The following is a 17894-nucleotide window of genomic DNA, read 5'->3' on the forward strand; positions in this document are numbered from 1 at the left end:
ACCTCCCGCCTCCCGGGCGCCCACGCCCTCACCTTCGCCCTGTCGGACACCGAGACCGTCTACGTCCTCGCGGACCGCGTCGTGGCCAGCCTCTGACCGCCACTCGCTCCACTCACTCCCGCGGGCCCGCCTGGTTCTCCAGGCGGGCCCGTACCGCGTCGGCGTCGCGGTGCTGGAGGCGTTCCAGGATGGCGAGGCTCTCGGTCCAGGAGCGGCGCGCCGCCTCGGTGTCGCCGAGTGCGTGCTGGGAGTCGCCGATGTGGGTGTGCACCTCGGCCTGGAGGAAGTAGTCGCCGAGCGTCCGGCGCAGGCTCAGCGACTCCGGGTAGGCGGCGAGCGCCTCCTGGTACTCGCCGAGGTGGTGGTGGACGAAGCCGATGCTGTGCCAGATGGACGCCTGGGCGGGCAGGTTGCCGGCCCGGCGCGACAGCTCCAGCGCGCGCCGGCAGTACGGGAGGGCCTCCCGGGGCCGGCCGAGGAAGGTCAGGTACCAGCCGACGGTGTTGAGCGAGAGGGCCTGCCCGGAGAGGTCGTCGATCTCCTCGAACAGCTCCAGGGCACGGCGGCCCTCGGCGAGCGCGTCCGCGTAGGCCTGCTGCTCACCGTGGGCGATGGCGATGTCGAGCTGGGTCCTGCCCTGACGCGTCCGGTCGCCGAGCGTGCTGAACAGCTCGTAGGCGCGGCGCAGCTCGCGATGGGCCTCGGGCTGGCGGCCCTGGGAGCGGTGCACCTGACCGAGCCAGCGATGCGCGTGGGCCTGCCGGGCGAGGTCCGCCGTGCGCTCGGCGGCGGCCAGCGCGATCTCACCGACCTCCTGCCACTGCTGCCACAGCCCCGACTTGAGCAGGTAGGGCATCTGCGTGCCGGCCAGCCGCCAGGCGTGGTCGTCGAACCCGGCCTGATGGGCCCGGACGGTGATGGACTGCAGCACCGGCTGCTCGTCGCGGTACCAGGCCAGCGCCTGCCCGCGGTCGGTCAGCGCCTGGGGCGTCACCCCGGCGGCCGGGGGCTCGGGGTCGAGCGGCTGCCATGCGGAGTCGTCGGCGTAGGCCAGGGAGCCGGCGTGGTGGGTGGTGTGCAGGTAGTGGTCCAGCATCCGGAGCGTCGCCTCGGACTGCTCCTGGGCGGAGTCGTGGTCGGCCAGCTGTTCGACGGCGTAGGCGCGCAACAGGTCGTGGAAGGTGTACCGGTCCCGGTCCGGCGCGGCGAGCAGATGGGCGTGGTGGAGGCTCTCCAGCAGGCGGCGGGTCCGCTGCGGTGGCAGCCCCGCCAGGGCGGCGGCCGCCGCCGGGCGGATGTGCGGTCCGGGGTGCAGACCGAGCAGCCGGAACAGGCGCGCCGCCTGCGGATCCAGCGCGCGGTAGGACCAGGAGAGCACCGCGCGGACGTCCGCGTGGTCGTTCCCGGCGGACAGCAGGTCCAGCCGGGCGCCCGCGCCGCGCAGTTCGTCCGCCCAGACGCCGAGCGGGGTGCCGGGGTGGTCGGCCGCGCGGGCGGCGGCGATGTTCAGGGCCAGCGGCAACCGGGCGCACAGCTCGATCAGCTCCTCGGCCGCCTCCGTCTGCGCCATCACGGGCTCGGGGCCTAATCGCCGGGCGAGCAGTTCGAGCGCCTCCTCGCGCGGCAGCACGTCGAGGGCCAGCGGCACGGCGCCGTCGAGGGCGACCAGGCCGGGCAGCCGGTTCCGGCTGGTGACCAGCACCAGACAGCTGTCGGAGCCGGGCAGCAGCGGGCGGACCTGCTCCGCCTCGCGGGCGTTGTCGAGGACGATCAGGGTGCTGGTGCCCGCCAGCCGGCTGCGGTAGAGCGCGAGCTGCCCGTCCGGGTCGGCGGGGATGCGAGGGGCCGGCACGCCGAGCGCGTCCAGGAAGCCGCGGGCCACCCGGGCCGCGTCGAGGGCGGGACTGTCCGGGTCGAAGCCGCGCAGGTCGGCGAAGAGCTGGCCGTCGGGGAAGCGGTGGGCCACCCGGTGGGCGAAGTGCACGGCCAGCGAGGTCTTGCCGACCCCGGCGGTACCACCGATCGCCGAGATCACCACCGCCCCGCCGCCGCGCGCCTGCTCGGTCAGCAGCGCGTCGAGTTCCTTGAGCTCGCGGACGCGCCCGGTGAAGTGACGCACCGCCGCGGGCAGCTGCTGCGGGACGACGGGCCCGGCCGGAGCGGGGCCGACCGCCGGCGGCGGGGCAGCGGCCGGGGCCGGGCCGACGGCGGGGGTCCTCGGAGTCGCCGGCGGGGTGTCGCGGGCCGCCTTCAGCCACTGTGAGCGCGTACCGACGTCGACACCGAGCGCGTCGGCGAGCTGCACCACCGAGGACAGCCGCGGACGACGCCGCCCCGTCTCCAGGGAGACGATCGAACGCGCCGACACCCCGGAGCGCTCCGCCAGCTCGTCCTGGCTCCATCCCATCGAGACCCGCTGCTCACGCAGCAGCGCACCGAACCCACCCGCCACCACAGAACCCCCCGGCTCCTTGGCTCACCATCCCGCCACCGCTGGTCAGAGACGGTTTGCGGTCGAGGCTAACGCCCGGTCGGGCAGGTGTCAGGCGAATAGCAGGTCACCGCCGGTCAGCGGAGCTCCGTGACCGCCTTCAGCGCGTCGGCGAGGATCCGGTCCGCCTCGGGGCCGTCCATGGCGGCGAGGGTCAGCGCCAGATCGTGTGCCGCCACCGCGATCTGATCACCCACCACGAACGCCCCCGCGTCCGGGATGTCCGCCGTCGCTCCCGAGGCCCGGGCCAGCGAGCGGGCGAGCACCAGGCCCGCCGGGGCCTGACGGGAGAGCGAACTCTGCGGCATCGCACGGAAACGGTCCGCCAAACGCTCGGCGGCGGCGAGAAGTGGTGTCGGATCGGGCATGGAACGAGCGTATCCGCGCAGCGCGGATGAGAGCACGTGCGGACGGGTACGGGGAGCCACGACGCGGACTGTTGCCAAGGCCTCGGCGCTGCGGCACAGTCGTGAAACGGACCGCTCTATCGGAGGCGCCCAGTGACCCTCATGTACTCCGCAGAGACCCATCAGAACCTGATCTCCAGGATCCCCGCCGTGACGGGCCGGAGCATCGACGACTGGCTGCGTGCCGTGGCCGAAGGGCCGGGACTCCACCGCTGCGAGGAGAAGATCGAATGGCTCCGGCGCGAGTACGAGATCTCGTACGGCTACGCCAAGGCCCTCGTCCACGAGTTCGACCTGCGTCGCGCGGCCTCGCGGATGTAGGCGGACGCCTTGCGGGTCCGCAACCTGGCCAGAGCATGTCAGACCAGGTCGCGGACCCGTGCCCGGAGCCGGACTCGAACCGGCACGGCCTCCCGGCCAGCGAGGTTTAAGCTCGCCGTGTCTGCGTTCCACCATCCGGGCGTATTCCCGAGGCAAAGCCTATCCGCAGCGACGCACCCCTGGTGCATCGATGCAGGGAAGTTGACTCATTTTACCGGACTCTGACAATACGTCAGGCCAGCTCGGAGCGGGCGTGCGCCCGGCGCGGGCCGGCTGCGGGCCGGATGCGGGGCCTCCCGGCCGGTGAGCGCGCCCCTGAGAGGGACCCCCTAGGGGGTCCCCGAGAAGTCGGAGACGGTGTCATACCGGGGAAGGAGCCCGGGTCCGTTCCTCGGGCCGACTCCCGGGCCCGGAACGGCGGAGAGGATGAAGAAGCGCTGAGAAATGCCGCGCTTCGTTCGTCCCCATCCGCTCGTCCCGACCTTCGGAGTCCCACCGTGACCACCACTGCCCTGCGCACCGCCGCAGCTCGGGCCTCGGACCTGTCCAAGGTCTACGGCTCCGGCGACACCCGCGTGACCGCTCTGGACCACGTCTCGGTGGACTTCTACCGGGGCGAGTTCACCGCCATCATGGGGCCGTCCGGCTCCGGCAAGTCGACCCTGATGCACTGCATGGCCGGCCTCGACAGCGTCAGCGCCGGCTCCGCCAGGATCGGCGACGTCGAGCTGAACGGCCTCAAGGACAAGGCGCTCACCAAGCTGCGCCGCGACCAGATCGGCTTCGTCTTCCAGGCGTTCAACCTGCTGCCGACGCTGACCGCGCTGGAGAACATCACGCTGCCGATGGACATCGCCGGCCGCAAGGTCGACAAGGCGTGGCTGGACCGCGTGATCGCCACCGTCGGCCTCGCCGACCGCCTGGGCCACCGGCCCAGCCAGCTCTCCGGCGGCCAGCAGCAGCGCGTGGCCTGCGCCCGCGCCCTCGCCTCCCGGCCGGAGATCATCTTCGCGGACGAGCCCACCGGCAACCTCGACTCCCGCTCCGGCGCGGAGATCCTGGGCTTCCTGCGCTCCTCCGTGCGCGAGCTGGGCCAGACCATCGTCATGGTCACCCACGACCCGGTCGCCGCCTCCTACGCGGACCGCGTCGTCTTCCTGGCCGACGGCCGGATCGTCGACGAGCTGCACGCCCCGACCGCCGACAGCGTCCTGGACCGCATGCGCGCGTTCGACGCCAAGGGCCGGACGAGCTGAGCGACGGAGACGGAAGAGCTCATGTTCAAGACCGCCTTGCGCAACGTGCTGTCCCACAAGGGGCGGCTGCTGATGACCATGCTGGCCGTCGTCCTGGGCACCGCCTTCGTGGCCGGCACCCTGGTCTTCTCCGACTCGGTCAGCACCGCGCTGAAGAACAGCCTCTCGCACAACTACGACCACGTCTCGGCCCGCGTCGAGAACAGCGCCGCGGGCGAGGGCCGCCGCGCCGCCGACAACAACAGCGACAACAAGCCGCTGACGGACGCCACCCTGCGCCGGATCAAGGCCCTGCCGGGCACCGCCACCGCGGTCGGCACGGTCCAGGGCTTCGCCGGGATATCCGACCCGAACGGGAACCTGATCGGCCAGCGCGGCTCCACCCAGGGCACCAACTGGAGCCCCGACTCCGGCGGCACCGACCCGCGCTACCCGATGGCCCAGGGCACCGGCCCGAACAGCGCCACGCAGGTCGCCATCGACCAGCGCACCGCCCAGAAGAACGGCTTCAAGGTCGGCGACACGCTCCGTGTCGCCGTCAACGGCCCGGTCATGCAGCTGACCGTCTCCGGCATCTTCACCTCCAACGACCCGGCACTCAACGCCGACGGCTCGCTGGTGCTCTTCGACACGGCGACGGCGCAGAAGCTGTACACCGCGCCCGGCCAGTACGCGTGGATCGACGCCCAGGCCAAGCCCGGCACCAGCCAGACCGCGCTCGAGCAGGAGATGGAGCAGGTCGTCCCGCACACCGGCAACATCACCCTGCACACCGGGGCGGCGCTGACGGCGGACGCCAAGACGGCGGTGGAGAACGGCTCGTCCAGCATGAAGACGGCGCTGCTGTTCTTCGCGGGCATCGCGCTCTTCGTCGGCATCTTCCTGATCTCCAACACCTTCACCATGCTGATCGCCCAGCGCACCCGGGAGCTGGCGCTGATGCGCGCCCTCGGCGCGAGCCGCAAGCAGGTGCGGCGCTCGGTGCTGTGGGAGGCGCTGGTGGTCGGCTTCACCGCCTCCGCGGTCGGTCTCGGCGTGGGTGTCGGCATCGGCGCGGCGCTCAAGGCCTGGGCCGGCTCCAGCGGCAACATCCCCGCCGGCGGCCTGACGGTCACCCCGTCCACGGCCCTGATCACGCTGGCCGTCGGCACGGTCGTCACCGCGCTCGCCGCGCTCTTCCCGGCGCTGCGCGCCTCCCGGGTCCCCCCGGTGGCGGCGATGAGCAGCAACGACCAGCCGGCCTCGCAGAAGAGCCTGGTGGTGCGGAACAGCATCGGTCTGGTGCTGGCGGGCCTCGGCGTCGGCGTGGTGCTGCTCGGGGTCTCCCAGGGCGGCAGCTCCGGCCGGATGCCGGTCGCGCTCGGCGCGCTGCTGGTGATGCTCGGCGTCTTCGTGCTCACCCCGCTGCTGTCGCGTCCGCTGATCGCGGCGGTCGGCCCGCTGTTCCGCCGCCTCTTCGGCATCAGCGGCACGCTGGCCAAGCAGAACGCGATCCGCAACCCGCGCCGCACGGCGGCCACCGCCTCGGCGCTGACCATCGGCGTCACCCTGATCACCGCGCTGACCGTGATCGGCTCGTCCATCACGACGACCATCACCCACCAGGTCACCTCCAACATGAAGGCGGACTACGCGGTCAGCAGCGAGCTCGGCTACCCGATCACGCCGACGCTGGTCTCCGAGGTCAAGTCGGCCAAGGGCGTCAGCGCCGCCAGCGTCATCGACTCGCAGTACGTCACGCTCGACGGCAAGCAGCTCTCGCTGAGCGGTTTCGACGCGGCGACCTTCGACCAGGTGGTCGCGCCCGATCTCACCTCGGGCACGACCGACGCCTTCAAGCAGGGCCAGCTGCTCATCGACGCGGACCAGGCCGGCAGCCGTGGCCTGCACGTGGGCAGCAGCGTGCCGGTGGAGTACCCGAACGGCACCTCGGGCACGCTGACCGTCGGCGGCGTCTACCCCAAGAGCGACCTGCTCGGCCCCGCGATGCTGAGCGAGCAGGCCCTGGCGGGCCACACCACGGCGCCGTTCTACAACGTCGTCCTGGTCAAGTCCGACGACGGCGCCAGCACCGCCAACGAGCAGGCGCTGCGCGACGCGACGGGCCTCAACCCGCTGATCAAGGTGCAGTCGCAGCAGCAGATGATCGACCAGTTCAGCTCGCTGATCTCGATGATGCTGACGATCCTCTACGCGCTGCTGGGCATGGCGGTCCTGATCGCCATCCTGGGCGTGGTCAACACGCTCGCGATGTCGGTCTTCGAGCGCAAGCGCGAGCTGGGCATGCTGCGGGCGGTGGGCCTCGACAAGCGCGGGGTCAAGCGGATGGTGCGTCTGGAGTCCGTGGTCATCGCGGTGTTCGGCGCGGCGATGGGTGTCGGCATCGGCACCTTCCTCGCCTGGGCGGCGAACAACCTCCTGAAGTCGGACCTCTCCGGCCTCACCACGGTCCTCCCGTGGAGCCGCCTGGCCCTCTTCATCGCCCTGGGCGCCACCGTCGGCCTGCTCGCCGCCCTCTGGCCCGCCCGCCGCGCCGCCCGCCTCGACATCCTCGGCGCGATCAAGACGGACTGACGTCCGACCCACGTCTCGGCCCGTTCGGGGCCGGACGTGCCAGCGCCCCCGCCCGTGGGAACGGGCGGGGGCGCTTTCGGCAGCGGTGCCGGTCATGAGCACCACGGTCTGTGGTCCGGCGACGCTGCCGGGCTGTGAGGCGGGCCGGAGCGGTACCGGCCCTGGGGCCGTCAGGCGGAGACCTTCTCCTTGGCCGGCGCCGGAACCGGGACCACCGGGGCGGGAGCGGCGGCCTCCACGAACACCTCGCGCGGCGTCTCCATCTCCACCAGGGAGACGGTCTCGCGCTTGAGGAACATCGCCAGGGTCCAGTCCGCGAACACGCGAACCTTGCGGTTCATCGTGGGCACGCGGCTGCCGTGGTACAGGCGGTGGAACCACCAGGCGGGACGGCCCTTCAGCTTGTACTTGCCGAAGAGGATCGCCACACCCTTGTGCAGGCCGAGACCGGCGACCGCACCGAGGTTCTTGTGCTTGTACTCCTTCTGCGGGAAGCCACGCATGCCGGAGATGACGTTGTCACCGAGCACCAGCGCCTGACGGACCGCGTGCTGCGCGTTCGGCGGGCACCAGGCGCCCTCGCCGACGGCGAGGTCCGGCACCTGGGCGTTGTCGCCGGCCGACCAGACGTTGTCGAAGCCCTGGACCTGCAGGGTCGGGGCGGTGTCGACGTGGCCGCGCGGGCCCAGCGGGAGGCCGAAGTTGGCCAGCGCCGGGTTCGGCTTGACGCCGGCGGTCCACACGATGGTGGAGGCGTCGACCTCGACGCCGTTCTTCAGCACCACGTGCTTGTCGACGCAGGACTCCATCGAGGTCTCGATGTAGATCTCGATGCCGCGCTCCTCGAGCTTCTCCTTGGTCCACAGACCGAGGTCCGGGCCCATCTCGGGGAGGATGCGGTTGGCGGCCTCGACCACGATGAAGCGCATGTCCTCACGCTTCACGTTGTGGTAGATGCTCGCCGAGTCGCGGGCCATGTCCTCGATCTCGGCGATCGTCTCGATGCCGGCGAAGCCGCCACCGATGACGACGAAGGTCAGCGCCTGCTTGCGCACCGCCTCGTCGGTCGTGGACTCGGCGCGGTCGAGCTGGGCCACGACGTGGTTCCGGAGGCTGATGGCCTCCTCGACCGACTTCATGCCGATGCCGTGCTCCGCCAGACCCGGGATCGGGAAGGTGCGGGACACCGAGCCCATCGCGACGACGAGGTAGTCGAAGGGGATCTCGTAGGGGTCGCCCGCCGCGGGGTGCACGGTGGCCACCTTGCGGTCCTGGTCGACCGAGGTGACGTGACCCGTCAGGACCTCGGCCTTCTTCAGGACGCGGCGCAGCGGGGCGACGAGGTTGCGAGGCGCGACGTTGCCGCCGGCCGCCTCGGGGAGGAAGGGCAGGTACGTCATGTACGACCGCGGGTCGACGACCGTGACGGTCGCCTCCCCGTAGCGCATCTTCTTGAGGATGCGCATCGCGGCATACAGGCCGACGTAGCCACCGCCGACAATCAAGATGCGAGGACGCTCCGTGGTGCTCATATCCGAAAGTATCCACCCCCTCCTTGCCTGGCATTTGTGGGCCTGCTCACAGGGGTCTGGACAGCACCTGCTACACTTCGCGCCCCCGCTTCGGGGCCCCGGGGGTCCCCTCACACCCATGATCGCCATGCTGTGAATTTCCGCAGCTCGACGGCCTCATTGCGATTGTGCGTGCGATTGCGGCGCGTCACCTCTGATCCGGCGGCCGGGCCCGCCGGGGCGCCTTCAGTCCCACAATTCGGACGAAGCGCCCCAGCCGGCCACCCAAGCGGCGGGAACTCCATGTGAAGAAATTCACGAACATTCTTCGGCGGCACGCCGGCGGGGCGTGCGGAAGGCCTCGGACACGCCCCGACCAGGCGTCAGAGCAGTGTGCTCCAGGCGATTCCGTCGAGGATGTCGTGCTCGCTGACGACCAGCTCGGGGGCGCCCGTCCGCTCCATGATCGCGAGCAGGACCAGGGCCCCGGCCACGATCACGTCGACCCGTCCAGGGTGCATCACGGGGATCGCCACACGCTCGTCGTGCGTGGACGCCAGCAGCCGCTCGGCGACGGCCCGGACGTCCGCGACGGGGATCCGGGAACGGTGGATCAGCTCGCTGCGGTACTCGGGCAGCCCGAGGGCGATGCCCGCCACCGTGGTGACCGTGCCGGCCAGGCCGACCAGCGTCGCGCCGCTGTCGAGCGGGACGGTCTCGGCCGCCTCGTCCAGCGCCTTGGCGATGTCGGCGCGCATCGCGTCGAAGTCCTCGCCGTGCCGCTCGGTCATCCGCACGCAGCCGATGTCGACCGAGCGCGCCGCCTCGACCCGGTCCGTGCCGAGCACGAACTCCGTCGAACCGCCGCCCAGGTCGAAGACCAGGTACGGGCCGCCCTCGCCGTTCAGCTCCTTGGTCGCGCCGGTGAAGGAGAGCTGCGCCTCCTCGTCCCCGCTGATGACCTCCGGGTCGACCCCGAGGATCTCGCGGACGCCGGCGACGAACTCGTCCCGGTTCTCGGCGTCGCGCGAGGCGCTGGTGGCCACGAAGCGCAGCCTGGTCGCGCCCAGCTCACGGATGACGGCCGCGTAGTCGCGGCAGGCCGCGAAGGTCCGCTCCAGCGCCTCCGGCGCGAGCCGGCCGGTGCGGTCCACGCCCTGGCCGAGCCGGACGATGGTCATCCGCCGGTCCAGCTCGTGCAGCTCGCCCGTGGCGGGGTCGAGGTCGGCGACGAGCAGGCGGATCGAGTTGGTGCCGCAGTCGACACCCGCCACCCGGGTCAGGCTCACTCCGACTCCCCCGCGTCCGCGCTGTCACTGCCGTCACTGCCGTCCGCGCAGACGCACGGGCCCTTGCGCCACCACTCCGGCAGCGCCGCCAGCGCCTCGTCGCCCAGCGGGTTCACTCCGGGGCCGGCCGCCAGCGAGTGGCCGACCAGCACGTGCAGGCACTTGACCCGGTCCGGCATGCCGCCGGCGCTCGGGAAGCCCTCCAGCACCTCGATCGCGTCGCGGCGGGCGATGTAGTCCTCGTGGGCCTTGCGGTAGCCCTCGGCGAGCTCCGGGTCCTCGGCGAGGCGGGCCGTCTGCTCCTTCATCATCCCGTCGGCCTCCAGCGTGCCGATCAGCGAGGCGGCACGGGGACAGGTCAGGTAGTACAGGGTCGGGAACGGCGTGCCGTCCTCCAGGCGGGGGGCCGTCTCGACCACGTCGGGCAGCCCGCAGGGGCAGCGGTGGGCGACGGCGCGCAGGCCGCGCGGAACGCGTCCCAGCTGCGCCTCGACGGCGGCACGGTCGGCCTCGGAGACGGGCTCGGCAACAGGGGGGTGGTCGTGCGACATGTCTCTATTCTTCAGTGTCTCGGCAGTGCGGTCTCGTCAGCGCGGTCTCGGCAGTGCGGTCTCGTCAGTGCGCGGGGTGGTCCGCCGCGTCGAGCGAGCCGAGCAGGCTCTGGTACCAGGGCTGCGAGGCCTGCTGCTGCGCCGTCGGTGAGGTGGTGGGGGTGGGCGAGGGGTTCACGGCCGAGAACGGGGTGTCGCCCGGGAAGGCGAAGTGGAGGCGCTGCCGCGCCTGCGCCTCGACGAAGGCCGGGTCCTGCCAGCGGGCCTTCTCCCGGCGCAGCTCGTCCACCTGCTGCTGGGCCTGCTGCTGCGCCGCACGCTGCTGGTCGATCTGCGAGCGCTGGGCGATGAACTGCCGCATCGGATAGGCGAGGGCCGCCACCAGGGCGCACACCACCAGGGCCAGCACCGCCGCCCGGCCGGTGAGCCGAGGCCGCCTCCGGACCTGCTGCTGGTTGGCCACGAATCTTCCCTCCCGTACCCCGCGCGGGCGCGACGACGCCCCGCCGCCCCCACCCTAGAGGGTGAAGACGACGAGGCGTCGGAGGTACGTGTCAGCCGTTGAAGCGCGGGAACGCGCCACGGCCGGCGTACTCGGCGGCGTCGTCGAGGATCTCCTCGATGCGCAGCAGCTGGTTGTACTTGGCGACGCGCTCGGAGCGGGCCGGGGCACCGGTCTTGATCTGGCCGCAGTTGGTGGCGACGGCCAGGTCGGCGATGGTGACGTCCTCGGTCTCACCCGAGCGGTGCGACATCATGCAGCGGTAGCCGTTGCGCTGGGCCAGCTCGACGGCGTCCAGGGTCTCGGTCAGCGAACCGATCTGGTTGACCTTCACCAGCAGGGCGTTGGCGATGCCCTCCTTGATGCCGCGGGACAGGCGCTCCGGGTTGGTGACGAACAGGTCGTCGCCGACGAGCTGCACCTTGTCGCCGAGCTCGGCGGTGATGGTCTTCCAGCCGTCCCAGTCGTCCTCGAACAGCGGGTCCTCGATGGAGACCAGCGGGTACGCGGCGACCAGCTCGGCGTAGTACGCCGTCATCTCGGCGGCGGTGTGCGGCTTGCCCTCGAACTGGTAGGCGCCGTCCTTGTAGAACTCGGAGGCGGCGACGTCCAGGGCCAGCGCGATGTCACGGCCGGGGGTGTAGCCGGCCTCCTTGATCGCCTCGACGATCAGGTCCAGCGCCTCGCGGTTGGAGTCGAGGTTCGGCGCGAAGCCGCCCTCGTCGCCCAGACCGGTGGAGAGGCCGCGGGCCTTCAGCACGCCCTTGAGCGTGTGGTAGACCTCGACGCCCCAGCGCAGCGCCTCGGAGAAGGACTCCGCGCCGATCGGGGCGATCATGAACTCCTGGATGTCCACGTTGGAGTCCGCGTGCGAACCGCCGTTGAGGATGTTCATCATCGGGACCGGCAGCACGTGGGCGTTGGGGCCGCCCAGGTAGCGGAACAGCGGCAGGTCGCTGGCCTCGGAGGCGGCGTGCGCGACCGCGAGCGAGACGCCGAGGATCGCGTTGGCGCCCAGCGAGGACTTGTCCGCGGTCGCGTCCAGGTCGAGCATCGCCTGGTCGATCAGCCGCTGCTCGGTGGCGTCGTAGCCAACCAGCTCCGGGCCGATCTGCTCGATGACGGCGAGAACGGCCTTCTCCACACCCTTGCCGCCGTAACGGGACTTGTCACCGTCACGGAGCTCCAGGGCCTCGAAGGCGCCGGTGGAGGCGCCCGACGGCACGGCCGCGCGGCCGGTGCTGCCGTCGTCGAGGCCGACCTCGACCTCGACGGTGGGGTTGCCACGCGAATCGAGAATCTCCCGCGCTACGACGACGTCGATAGACGGCACAACTGTCTCCTCAGGGGGATGCGGGTTGTTACGCCATGAGCCTAGCCGCTGCACCGGTCCGCACCCCTCAGGCCCTTGAGCCTGTCTTGCCTGGCGAAACGCGGCGCAGCCGCTACCCGCCGGTAGCGGCTGCCGGAGGCCCGCCGGGCTACTTCACCTCGAGGTGCTGACCGACGTAGATCAGGTTCGGGTTCCCGCCGACGACGGAACGGTTCTCCGCGTACAGCCTCTGCCAGCCACCGAGGATGTGGTGCGCGGCGGCGATCTTCGACAGGGTGTCACCGGGCTTGACGGTGTAGTTCCCCGAGCCGCCATGACGCGCGGGCACCGACGGCTTCGCCTTGCTCGGCGCGCTCGGCTTCGGCGCGGGCCGGTGGTGCGTGGTGCCGTGCGACGTCCCGTGCGACGAACCCGCCGAGGTGTCGACCACGGGGGCCGGACCACCCCGCTGCAGACCGGCCTGCGGCCCGCACACCGGCCAGGCGCCGGGGCCCTGACTGGCGAGCACCCGCTCGGCGACGGATATCTGCGCGGCCTTGGACGCCTGGTCGGCGCTGGACGCGTACGCCCCACCGCCGTACGCGCGCCAGGTGGACGCGGAGAACTGCAGGCCGCCGTAGTACCCGTTGCCGGTGTTGATCGACCAGTCCCCGCCGCTCTCGCACTGCGCGACCCGGTCCCAGGTCGACACGGACGCCGCACTGGCGCCGGAGGCGCCGATCAGCGGCAGCGCCACGGCGGCGCCGGCGACGGAGGTGGTGGCCACGATGGCCTTGGCCTTGTTGACCCGGATACGACGGTGACGGCCGGTGCCAGAAAGGAGCATGCGAAAGGTCCCCTCCGACGCCTGCGAGGTGAGCTGTCGGGTTCGGGCCGCAGAGGTTGGCCCGGACGCTCACGCGTCTTCACCCCAAGCCGTCCGCGCTCCTGCGCACGTCCGGCGACCTACCTGGGTCCCCCGCTCCTGTCCGGTCGTCAACTCGACGCAAGCCGCCGCACGGTGGACAGGACTCGGCGTCCCGTACGACGGTGTCCGCTGCTGCGAACTTCACGGAGGCTAGGCAGGTTTTCACATGAATCTCAATCGCGACACGACTTCCGGTGCTTCGCACACTTCCGACACTTCACCGAAATGCCCGGCCTGACCTGCCACTCTCCCCCTGGCGCCCCATCAGATGTGAGCTGCGTTACGGCACACGATGCGGGGAGCCGCTACGAGCCCGTTCGGGCCGCGGCTCGGGTGACGTGGTGCCAGTCCCGCAGCACCTTCTCGATCCGGGCGGCATCCGGGAGCTGACGCAGGTCCAGCGGCTCGGCCGCGGCGGCAAGGGCCAGGCCGATGCGCTGCACCGCACGGCGCAGAGCCGGCGCCTCCACCTCGGCACCGAGGCTCTTGGCCGCCCGCAACACATCGGGGAAGACGGACTGGGCCCGCTCGAAATCCAGGTAGTGCCCTAGGTCGCGGTCCACCCCCATGGCGAACCGGGCGTCGACAGCGGAGACGGCTGCTCGCCAGGTCTCCACGACGCCCTGCCAGTGCACCTTCGAGTAGGCCGAGCGCCGTAGGTGAACGGCCAACTCGTGCACGGGGTCGCCGATCATCGCATGCTCCCAGTCGATGATCCGCAGCTCCCCGTCGAGGCCCAGCACCAGGTTGTTGCGGTGCAGATCGGCGTGGAGCAGCGCGAACGGTCTCGGCCTCAGCCGCGGAAGTCGTTCCCGATACCCGGTCATCACCCCGTCGGGGATCCCGAGCTCCTCCAGCAGCGTGCCGAGCTCCTTGCGCGTCCCGCGGTCGACCGTGTCCTCGGCGAACATCGCCAGCCACTGCAGGAAACCACCGGTGTCACCGTCCTCGGGCCAGTCGAGCGGCAGTTCCGGCATCCGCTCGCGGGGCACCGCCACGATGGACTTGAAGCAGTCCCCGATCTTGGCCCGCACGTGAGCCTCGGGGGCAGGAGACTCCCCCTGGAGGAAGGTCAGGCACAGCAGCGTCCCGTCCGCACTGGCCCAGAGCACCCTTGGTGCGAGCTCCATGCCCGCACCCTCCAGAGAGCGGAGCACCTCGGCCTCGTCCGGCCAGATCCGCGGCACCAGAACGGGCGCCGGACGCCGCTCCCGAAGAATGCTCGCCTGCTCGCCGCTGTCCGCCGTCGTCAGGTAGGTGACGTTGTGGAAGCCGCGGAACGTGGGTGTTCGCAACCGCACCCAAGCAGCAGACAACTCGGTTGCGATCTCAGCGGCGTAGGAGGACCCGGGACTCTTCATCTTGGACAGCCAAGGCTAGTGGCAATCCCACCGGGCCGGACCTCCCGAACGAGAGAATGTAGCCCGATTGCAGTCCAGCTCAAGGGCCCATTGCGCGCAAGAGTTCGACATGGCTCCGGACGAGCGGGGCGCCCCGCTCGGCCAACCGCTTCAGGGCCCTGGTCGAGGCCGCGAAACCGAGGAACGGAACCCCCGCCCGATCGGCCGCCTCGATGTCGGAGACGGAGTCCCCGATCAGCAGACACTTCGACGCCGGCAGGCCGACACTCCCGATCGCCCGCTCCACGCAGGAGGGGTGCGGCTTCATCAGGCGGGGATCCGGATCCCGACCTGAGATCCTGCCCTCGAAGCACTCGCCGACCGCCCCGAGGATGCCGCCGGGCCCGAGACAGACCTGGATCGCCTCGGGAGAGTTGTTGCTGGTCACCGCGAGCAGGATCCCGCGTTCGTGCAGCGCGCGCACGAGTTCGCATGCTCCGGCGATGCGCCCGGGATGCCGCGCGGCGAGGAGCTCCTCACCGGTGAGCAGCTTTTCCACGCGGGCCACCAGGTCACTGTCCTGCGCATAGAGCTCGGGCAACTGTGCGACCACCGCGTGCGGGTCGTTCGGGCGGCGGAAGTCGGAGCGCGTCAGAGACTTCTCGGCATCGAATATTCGGTCGGCTATGCCCTGGGCATCGTGGTTCCTGAAGAGCTCGACGAGGGGTCCGTCGAAGTCGAAGAAGACAGCCTGGACGCCTCGCAGCAGCGGTTCACTCACATCTCAAGTGTGGAGTCGGCGGCCGGACCGCTCCAGTACGAGTCGAACCACTCTCGGGCGATCTCGTAGTCATGCGGCTCCAGCGGGGCGTTCATTCCCACCACGTCGCGGATCCTGACGTTCTCCGAGCCGCCCGCGCGCGTCGGCAGCGGGACGGTCGCCGAGATGACCTTGTAGAGGCCCTGCCAGGCCTCGCGATCGTTGATCAGGTAGAACTTGTGCGTCGGCGTCAGCGGGATGTAGCGGACCTCCAGAGTGAGCCGCGCGTCCGGCCTGCGCACCGTCAGCTCGGCCAACTGGGCGCCGAGCGCCGCGATCTGGGTCCTGAGGATGGCATGGAACCGCTCGCGCGGCCGAGGATCGCTGAGGTCGGCCATCGCGTACGGGAGGGCCAGTTTCGCCTCCGCCGACGGGAGCAGCAGACGCAGGTGGACGGAGTCGGGGAGGCTTGCCTGCTCTTCAGCCTCTCGCAGCCGGGGCACCAGCACCTTGGCCAGGGTCTCGGCCGTGAAGCCGAAGTAGTCGACCCGCAGCTCCTTCTGGGCCAGCGCGATCTCCAGCAGCCGGTCGAGGATCTCGCGGGCCGGCAGTCCCTGCTGGTCGGCGACCACGGCGCGGGCTCCCCGACCGGTCTCGATCAGGCCCTCGCGTTGCAGTTCGGCCAGGGCCTTCTGCACCGTCGACGGCGCAGCCCCCAGCCTCTGGGCCAACGCCGCTCGCGACGGCAGACGCTGGCCCACCCGCATTCCCTTGATCTGCTCGCGTAGCGCTGCGGCGATCCGCTGCGTCGCCGTCTCCGGCTCCGCGTTCATGACCCGCCACCTCCCGCCATTCGACTACCCGTTTTGAGCCAGTCGGGAACCAGTCACCATGAGTTGACCTGTCGTCAGTTTATTGATCAGTCAACTTCGGGACAATCCCCATAGTGGAGGTCATCTCAGTCAACTGGCGCCAAGTTGACCGAGGCTCTGGCCGATACGGGGGAAGCAGTATCCCGGCGCTCAGCCGACGTTGTCTGGCGTCCGTGTCTCCCCCTCCCCTGAGCCGGTACGGGTTCTGAGGAGGAAGTCCATGAAGTCCCTGTTCCGCCCACCCGGTGTCGCCACCGCACTCGCGATCTTCCTGCTCGTCGAGTGGTGGGTCACCCGGCACGTCCCCGGCCTGGCCTTCGCCCTGTTGGCGGCCACGGCACTGTTCAAGAGGCAGTACGCCCAGGGTGCGCAGCTCTGCATCACGCTGTTCGCGCTGTACGTGCTGCTCAACCACCGCTGACGGAGAACTCCACCGGCAGCTGTCGCAACCCCCGCATGATGAGGCCGCCGCGCCAGCGAAGTGCAGCTGGGTCGGCGGCCAACGTGGTGTCAGGGAGGCGGCGGAGGAGGGCGGAGAGGGCGTACTGGGCTTCGAGGCGGGCCAGGGGGGCGCCGATGCAGTAGTGGATGCCGAGTCCGAAGGCGATGTGGGGGTTGTCGCGGCGGGCGAGGTCGAGGGTGTCCGGGTCGGGGAAGCGGGAGGCGTCGCGGTCGGCGGCGGCGAGGACGACGAGGACCGGGTCGCCCGGGGCGATTGACTGGCCGCCGAGGGTGAGCCGCTCGGTGGCGAAGCGCCAGGTGGCGATCTCGACCGGGCCGTCGAAGCGGAGCAGCTCCTCGACGGCGGACGCCAGCAGGGCGGTCTCGCCGCGGTCCAGGGACGTCTGCAGCAGCGCCCGCTGCTCGGGGTGGGTGAGCAAGGCGTACATGCCGTTGCCGATCAGGTTGACCGTGGTCTCGAAGCCGGCGAAGAGCAGGATGAAGGCCATCGCCGCGGCCTCGTTCTCGGTCAGGTGCTCGCCGTGGTCACTGGCCCGGATCAGGCCGGAGATCAGGTCGTCGCCGAGGTCCGCCCGCTTGCGGTGGATGAGCTCGGCCAGGTAGCCGCGCATCTTCTTCACCGCCCGCCCGACGCCGCCGCGCGGGGACTGGCCATGGTGGATCATCATCCCCGCCCAGTCGCGGAAGTCGTCCTGGTCCTCCCGCGGGACGCCGAGCAGGTCGCAGATGGCGTAGATCGGCAGCGGGAAGGCGAACTCGTGGATGAGGTCCGCCGAGCCCCGCTCCGCGAACCCGTCGATCAGGCGGTCTGTGATCTCCCGCACACGTGGCTCGAACGCGGCGACCCGGCGCGGCGTGAACGCCTTCGAGACGAGCCGGCGCAGCCGGGTGTGGTCCGGGGGGTCGATGTTGAGCAGGTGAGTCATCAGGTCGGCGCTGCGCTCCCCCGGGATGCCGACGCGGCCACTGCGGTGCGCCTGCAGGCTGTGCTTGGCCGGGTTCTTGCTCAGCCGGGCGTCCGCCAGCGCCTGCCGCGCGTCCTCGTGCCGCGTCACCAACCAGGCCTCGACCCCGCTCGGGAGCGTCGTCCACCGCACCGGTTCGTGTTCCCGCAGCCAGGCGTAGGCGGGGTAAGGATTCGCTGCGAAATCGTGCGAAAAGAGCGTGGGCGGGAGAGACGGGTGCACCCCCCGACGTTAACCGTTCGGCAAGGTGGGCAGAGACACACTGTCGAACCCACGAGTAGTGAGCTTACGATCGCCCGCAGCGATCGGGCCGTGCGGGGGTCCGGGACGTGACGCGCGACGAGGCGCGGGAA

The 17894-nt window shown here is 70.9% G+C and carries 16 protein-coding genes, 1 tRNA gene and 1 riboswitch; of the genes, 4 read left to right on the forward strand and 13 right to left on the reverse strand.

The window, feature by feature from the left end:
- Nucleotides 1-112: 112 nt before the first annotated feature.
- Together DN069_RS31565 and DN069_RS31570 are read right to left on the reverse strand one after the other, a co-directional pair.
- Nucleotides 113-2455 (reverse strand): ATP-binding protein, encoded by a 2343-nt coding sequence (locus DN069_RS31565; protein WP_111506660.1) that lies wholly within the window; start codon nt 2453-2455, stop codon nt 113-115.
- Nucleotides 2456-2568: 113 nt separating this feature from the next.
- A complete protein-coding gene (locus DN069_RS31570) occupies nt 2569-2859 on the reverse strand; it encodes a hypothetical protein (protein ID WP_111506661.1) in 291 nt (96 codons plus the stop codon).
- Between the two features lie 141 nt (nt 2860-3000).
- On the opposite strand from DN069_RS31570, the gene DN069_RS31575 reads away from it, so the two are divergent.
- A complete protein-coding gene (locus DN069_RS31575; RefSeq protein WP_424556348.1) occupies nt 3001-3219 on the forward strand; it encodes a DUF4287 domain-containing protein in 219 nt (72 codons plus the stop codon).
- 59 nt (nt 3220-3278) lie between these two features.
- On the opposite strand, the gene DN069_RS31580 is transcribed toward DN069_RS31575, so the two are convergent.
- Nucleotides 3279-3360, reverse strand: a tRNA-Leu gene (locus tag DN069_RS31580).
- 356 nt (nt 3361-3716) lie between these two features.
- Here DN069_RS31580 and DN069_RS31585 point away from each other — a divergent pair.
- Together DN069_RS31585 and DN069_RS31590 are read left to right on the forward strand one after the other, a co-directional pair.
- Nucleotides 3717-4475, forward strand: coding sequence for an ABC transporter ATP-binding protein (locus tag DN069_RS31585; RefSeq protein ID WP_111506663.1), 759 nt, complete (start codon nt 3717-3719; stop codon nt 4473-4475).
- A 21-nt stretch (nt 4476-4496) separates the two neighbouring features.
- A complete protein-coding gene (locus DN069_RS31590; RefSeq protein WP_111506664.1) occupies nt 4497-7049 on the forward strand; it encodes an ABC transporter permease in 2553 nt (850 codons plus the stop codon).
- A 170-nt stretch (nt 7050-7219) separates the two neighbouring features.
- On the opposite strand, the gene DN069_RS31595 is transcribed toward DN069_RS31590, so the two are convergent.
- The 9 genes from DN069_RS31595 to DN069_RS31635 form a co-directional block, all read right to left on the reverse strand.
- Nucleotides 7220-8581, reverse strand: a complete 1362-nt coding sequence (locus tag DN069_RS31595) for an NAD(P)/FAD-dependent oxidoreductase (RefSeq protein WP_111506665.1) — start codon at nt 8579-8581, stop codon at nt 7220-7222.
- Nucleotides 8582-8943: 362 nt separating this feature from the next.
- Nucleotides 8944-9843: a Ppx/GppA phosphatase family protein gene (locus DN069_RS31600; RefSeq protein WP_111506680.1), complete on the reverse strand. Its 900-nt coding sequence runs from the start codon at nt 9841-9843 to the stop codon at nt 8944-8946.
- A 2-nt stretch (nt 9844-9845) separates the two neighbouring features.
- Nucleotides 9846-10400 (reverse strand): DUF501 domain-containing protein, encoded by a 555-nt coding sequence (locus tag DN069_RS31605; protein WP_111506666.1) that lies wholly within the window; start codon nt 10398-10400, stop codon nt 9846-9848.
- Nucleotides 10401-10464: 64 nt separating this feature from the next.
- Nucleotides 10465-10863, reverse strand: coding sequence for a septum formation initiator family protein (locus DN069_RS31610; protein WP_243639987.1), 399 nt, complete (start codon nt 10861-10863; stop codon nt 10465-10467).
- 91 nt (nt 10864-10954) lie between these two features.
- Entirely contained in the window at nt 10955-12235 is a 1281-nt protein-coding gene (gene eno, locus DN069_RS31615; protein WP_111506667.1) for a phosphopyruvate hydratase, read from the reverse strand.
- Between the two features lie 148 nt (nt 12236-12383).
- A complete protein-coding gene (locus tag DN069_RS31620) occupies nt 12384-13061 on the reverse strand; it encodes a transglycosylase family protein (RefSeq protein ID WP_111506668.1) in 678 nt (225 codons plus the stop codon).
- 3 nt (nt 13062-13064) lie between these two features.
- Nucleotides 13065-13226: riboswitch (cyclic di-AMP (ydaO/yuaA leader) on the reverse strand.
- A 221-nt stretch (nt 13227-13447) separates the two neighbouring features.
- The gene (locus tag DN069_RS31625) at nt 13448-14443 is read right to left on the reverse strand and encodes an aminoglycoside phosphotransferase family protein (RefSeq protein ID WP_165845725.1); all 996 of its coding nucleotides are present in this window, start codon (nt 14441-14443) and stop codon (nt 13448-13450) included.
- A gap of 139 nt (nt 14444-14582) precedes the next feature.
- Entirely contained in the window at nt 14583-15263 is a 681-nt protein-coding gene (locus DN069_RS31630; protein ID WP_111506670.1) for an HAD family hydrolase, read from the reverse strand.
- Entirely contained in the window at nt 15260-16075 is an 816-nt protein-coding gene (locus DN069_RS31635; RefSeq protein WP_111506671.1) for a GntR family transcriptional regulator, read from the reverse strand. Before DN069_RS31635 ends, DN069_RS31630 begins: the two co-directional genes overlap by 4 nt.
- Before the next feature lie 259 nt (nt 16076-16334).
- Here DN069_RS31635 and DN069_RS31640 point away from each other — a divergent pair, with 259 nt between their 5' ends.
- Complete coding sequence (locus DN069_RS31640; protein WP_111506672.1) at nt 16335-16535, forward strand: hypothetical protein; 201 nt, start codon at nt 16335-16337, stop codon at nt 16533-16535.
- Here DN069_RS31640 and DN069_RS31645 read toward each other — a convergent pair.
- On the reverse strand, nt 16522-17763 hold the full coding sequence (locus DN069_RS31645; RefSeq protein ID WP_111506673.1) for a cytochrome P450 family protein: 1242 nt from the start codon (nt 17761-17763) through the stop codon (nt 16522-16524). The genes DN069_RS31640 and DN069_RS31645 overlap by 14 nt on opposite strands.
- Nucleotides 17764-17894 lie beyond the last annotated feature (131 nt).

This window comes from Streptacidiphilus pinicola, from assembly GCF_003258295.1.
In the GTDB taxonomy this organism is placed as follows: Bacteria; Actinomycetota; Actinomycetes; order Streptomycetales; family Streptomycetaceae; genus Streptacidiphilus; species Streptacidiphilus pinicola.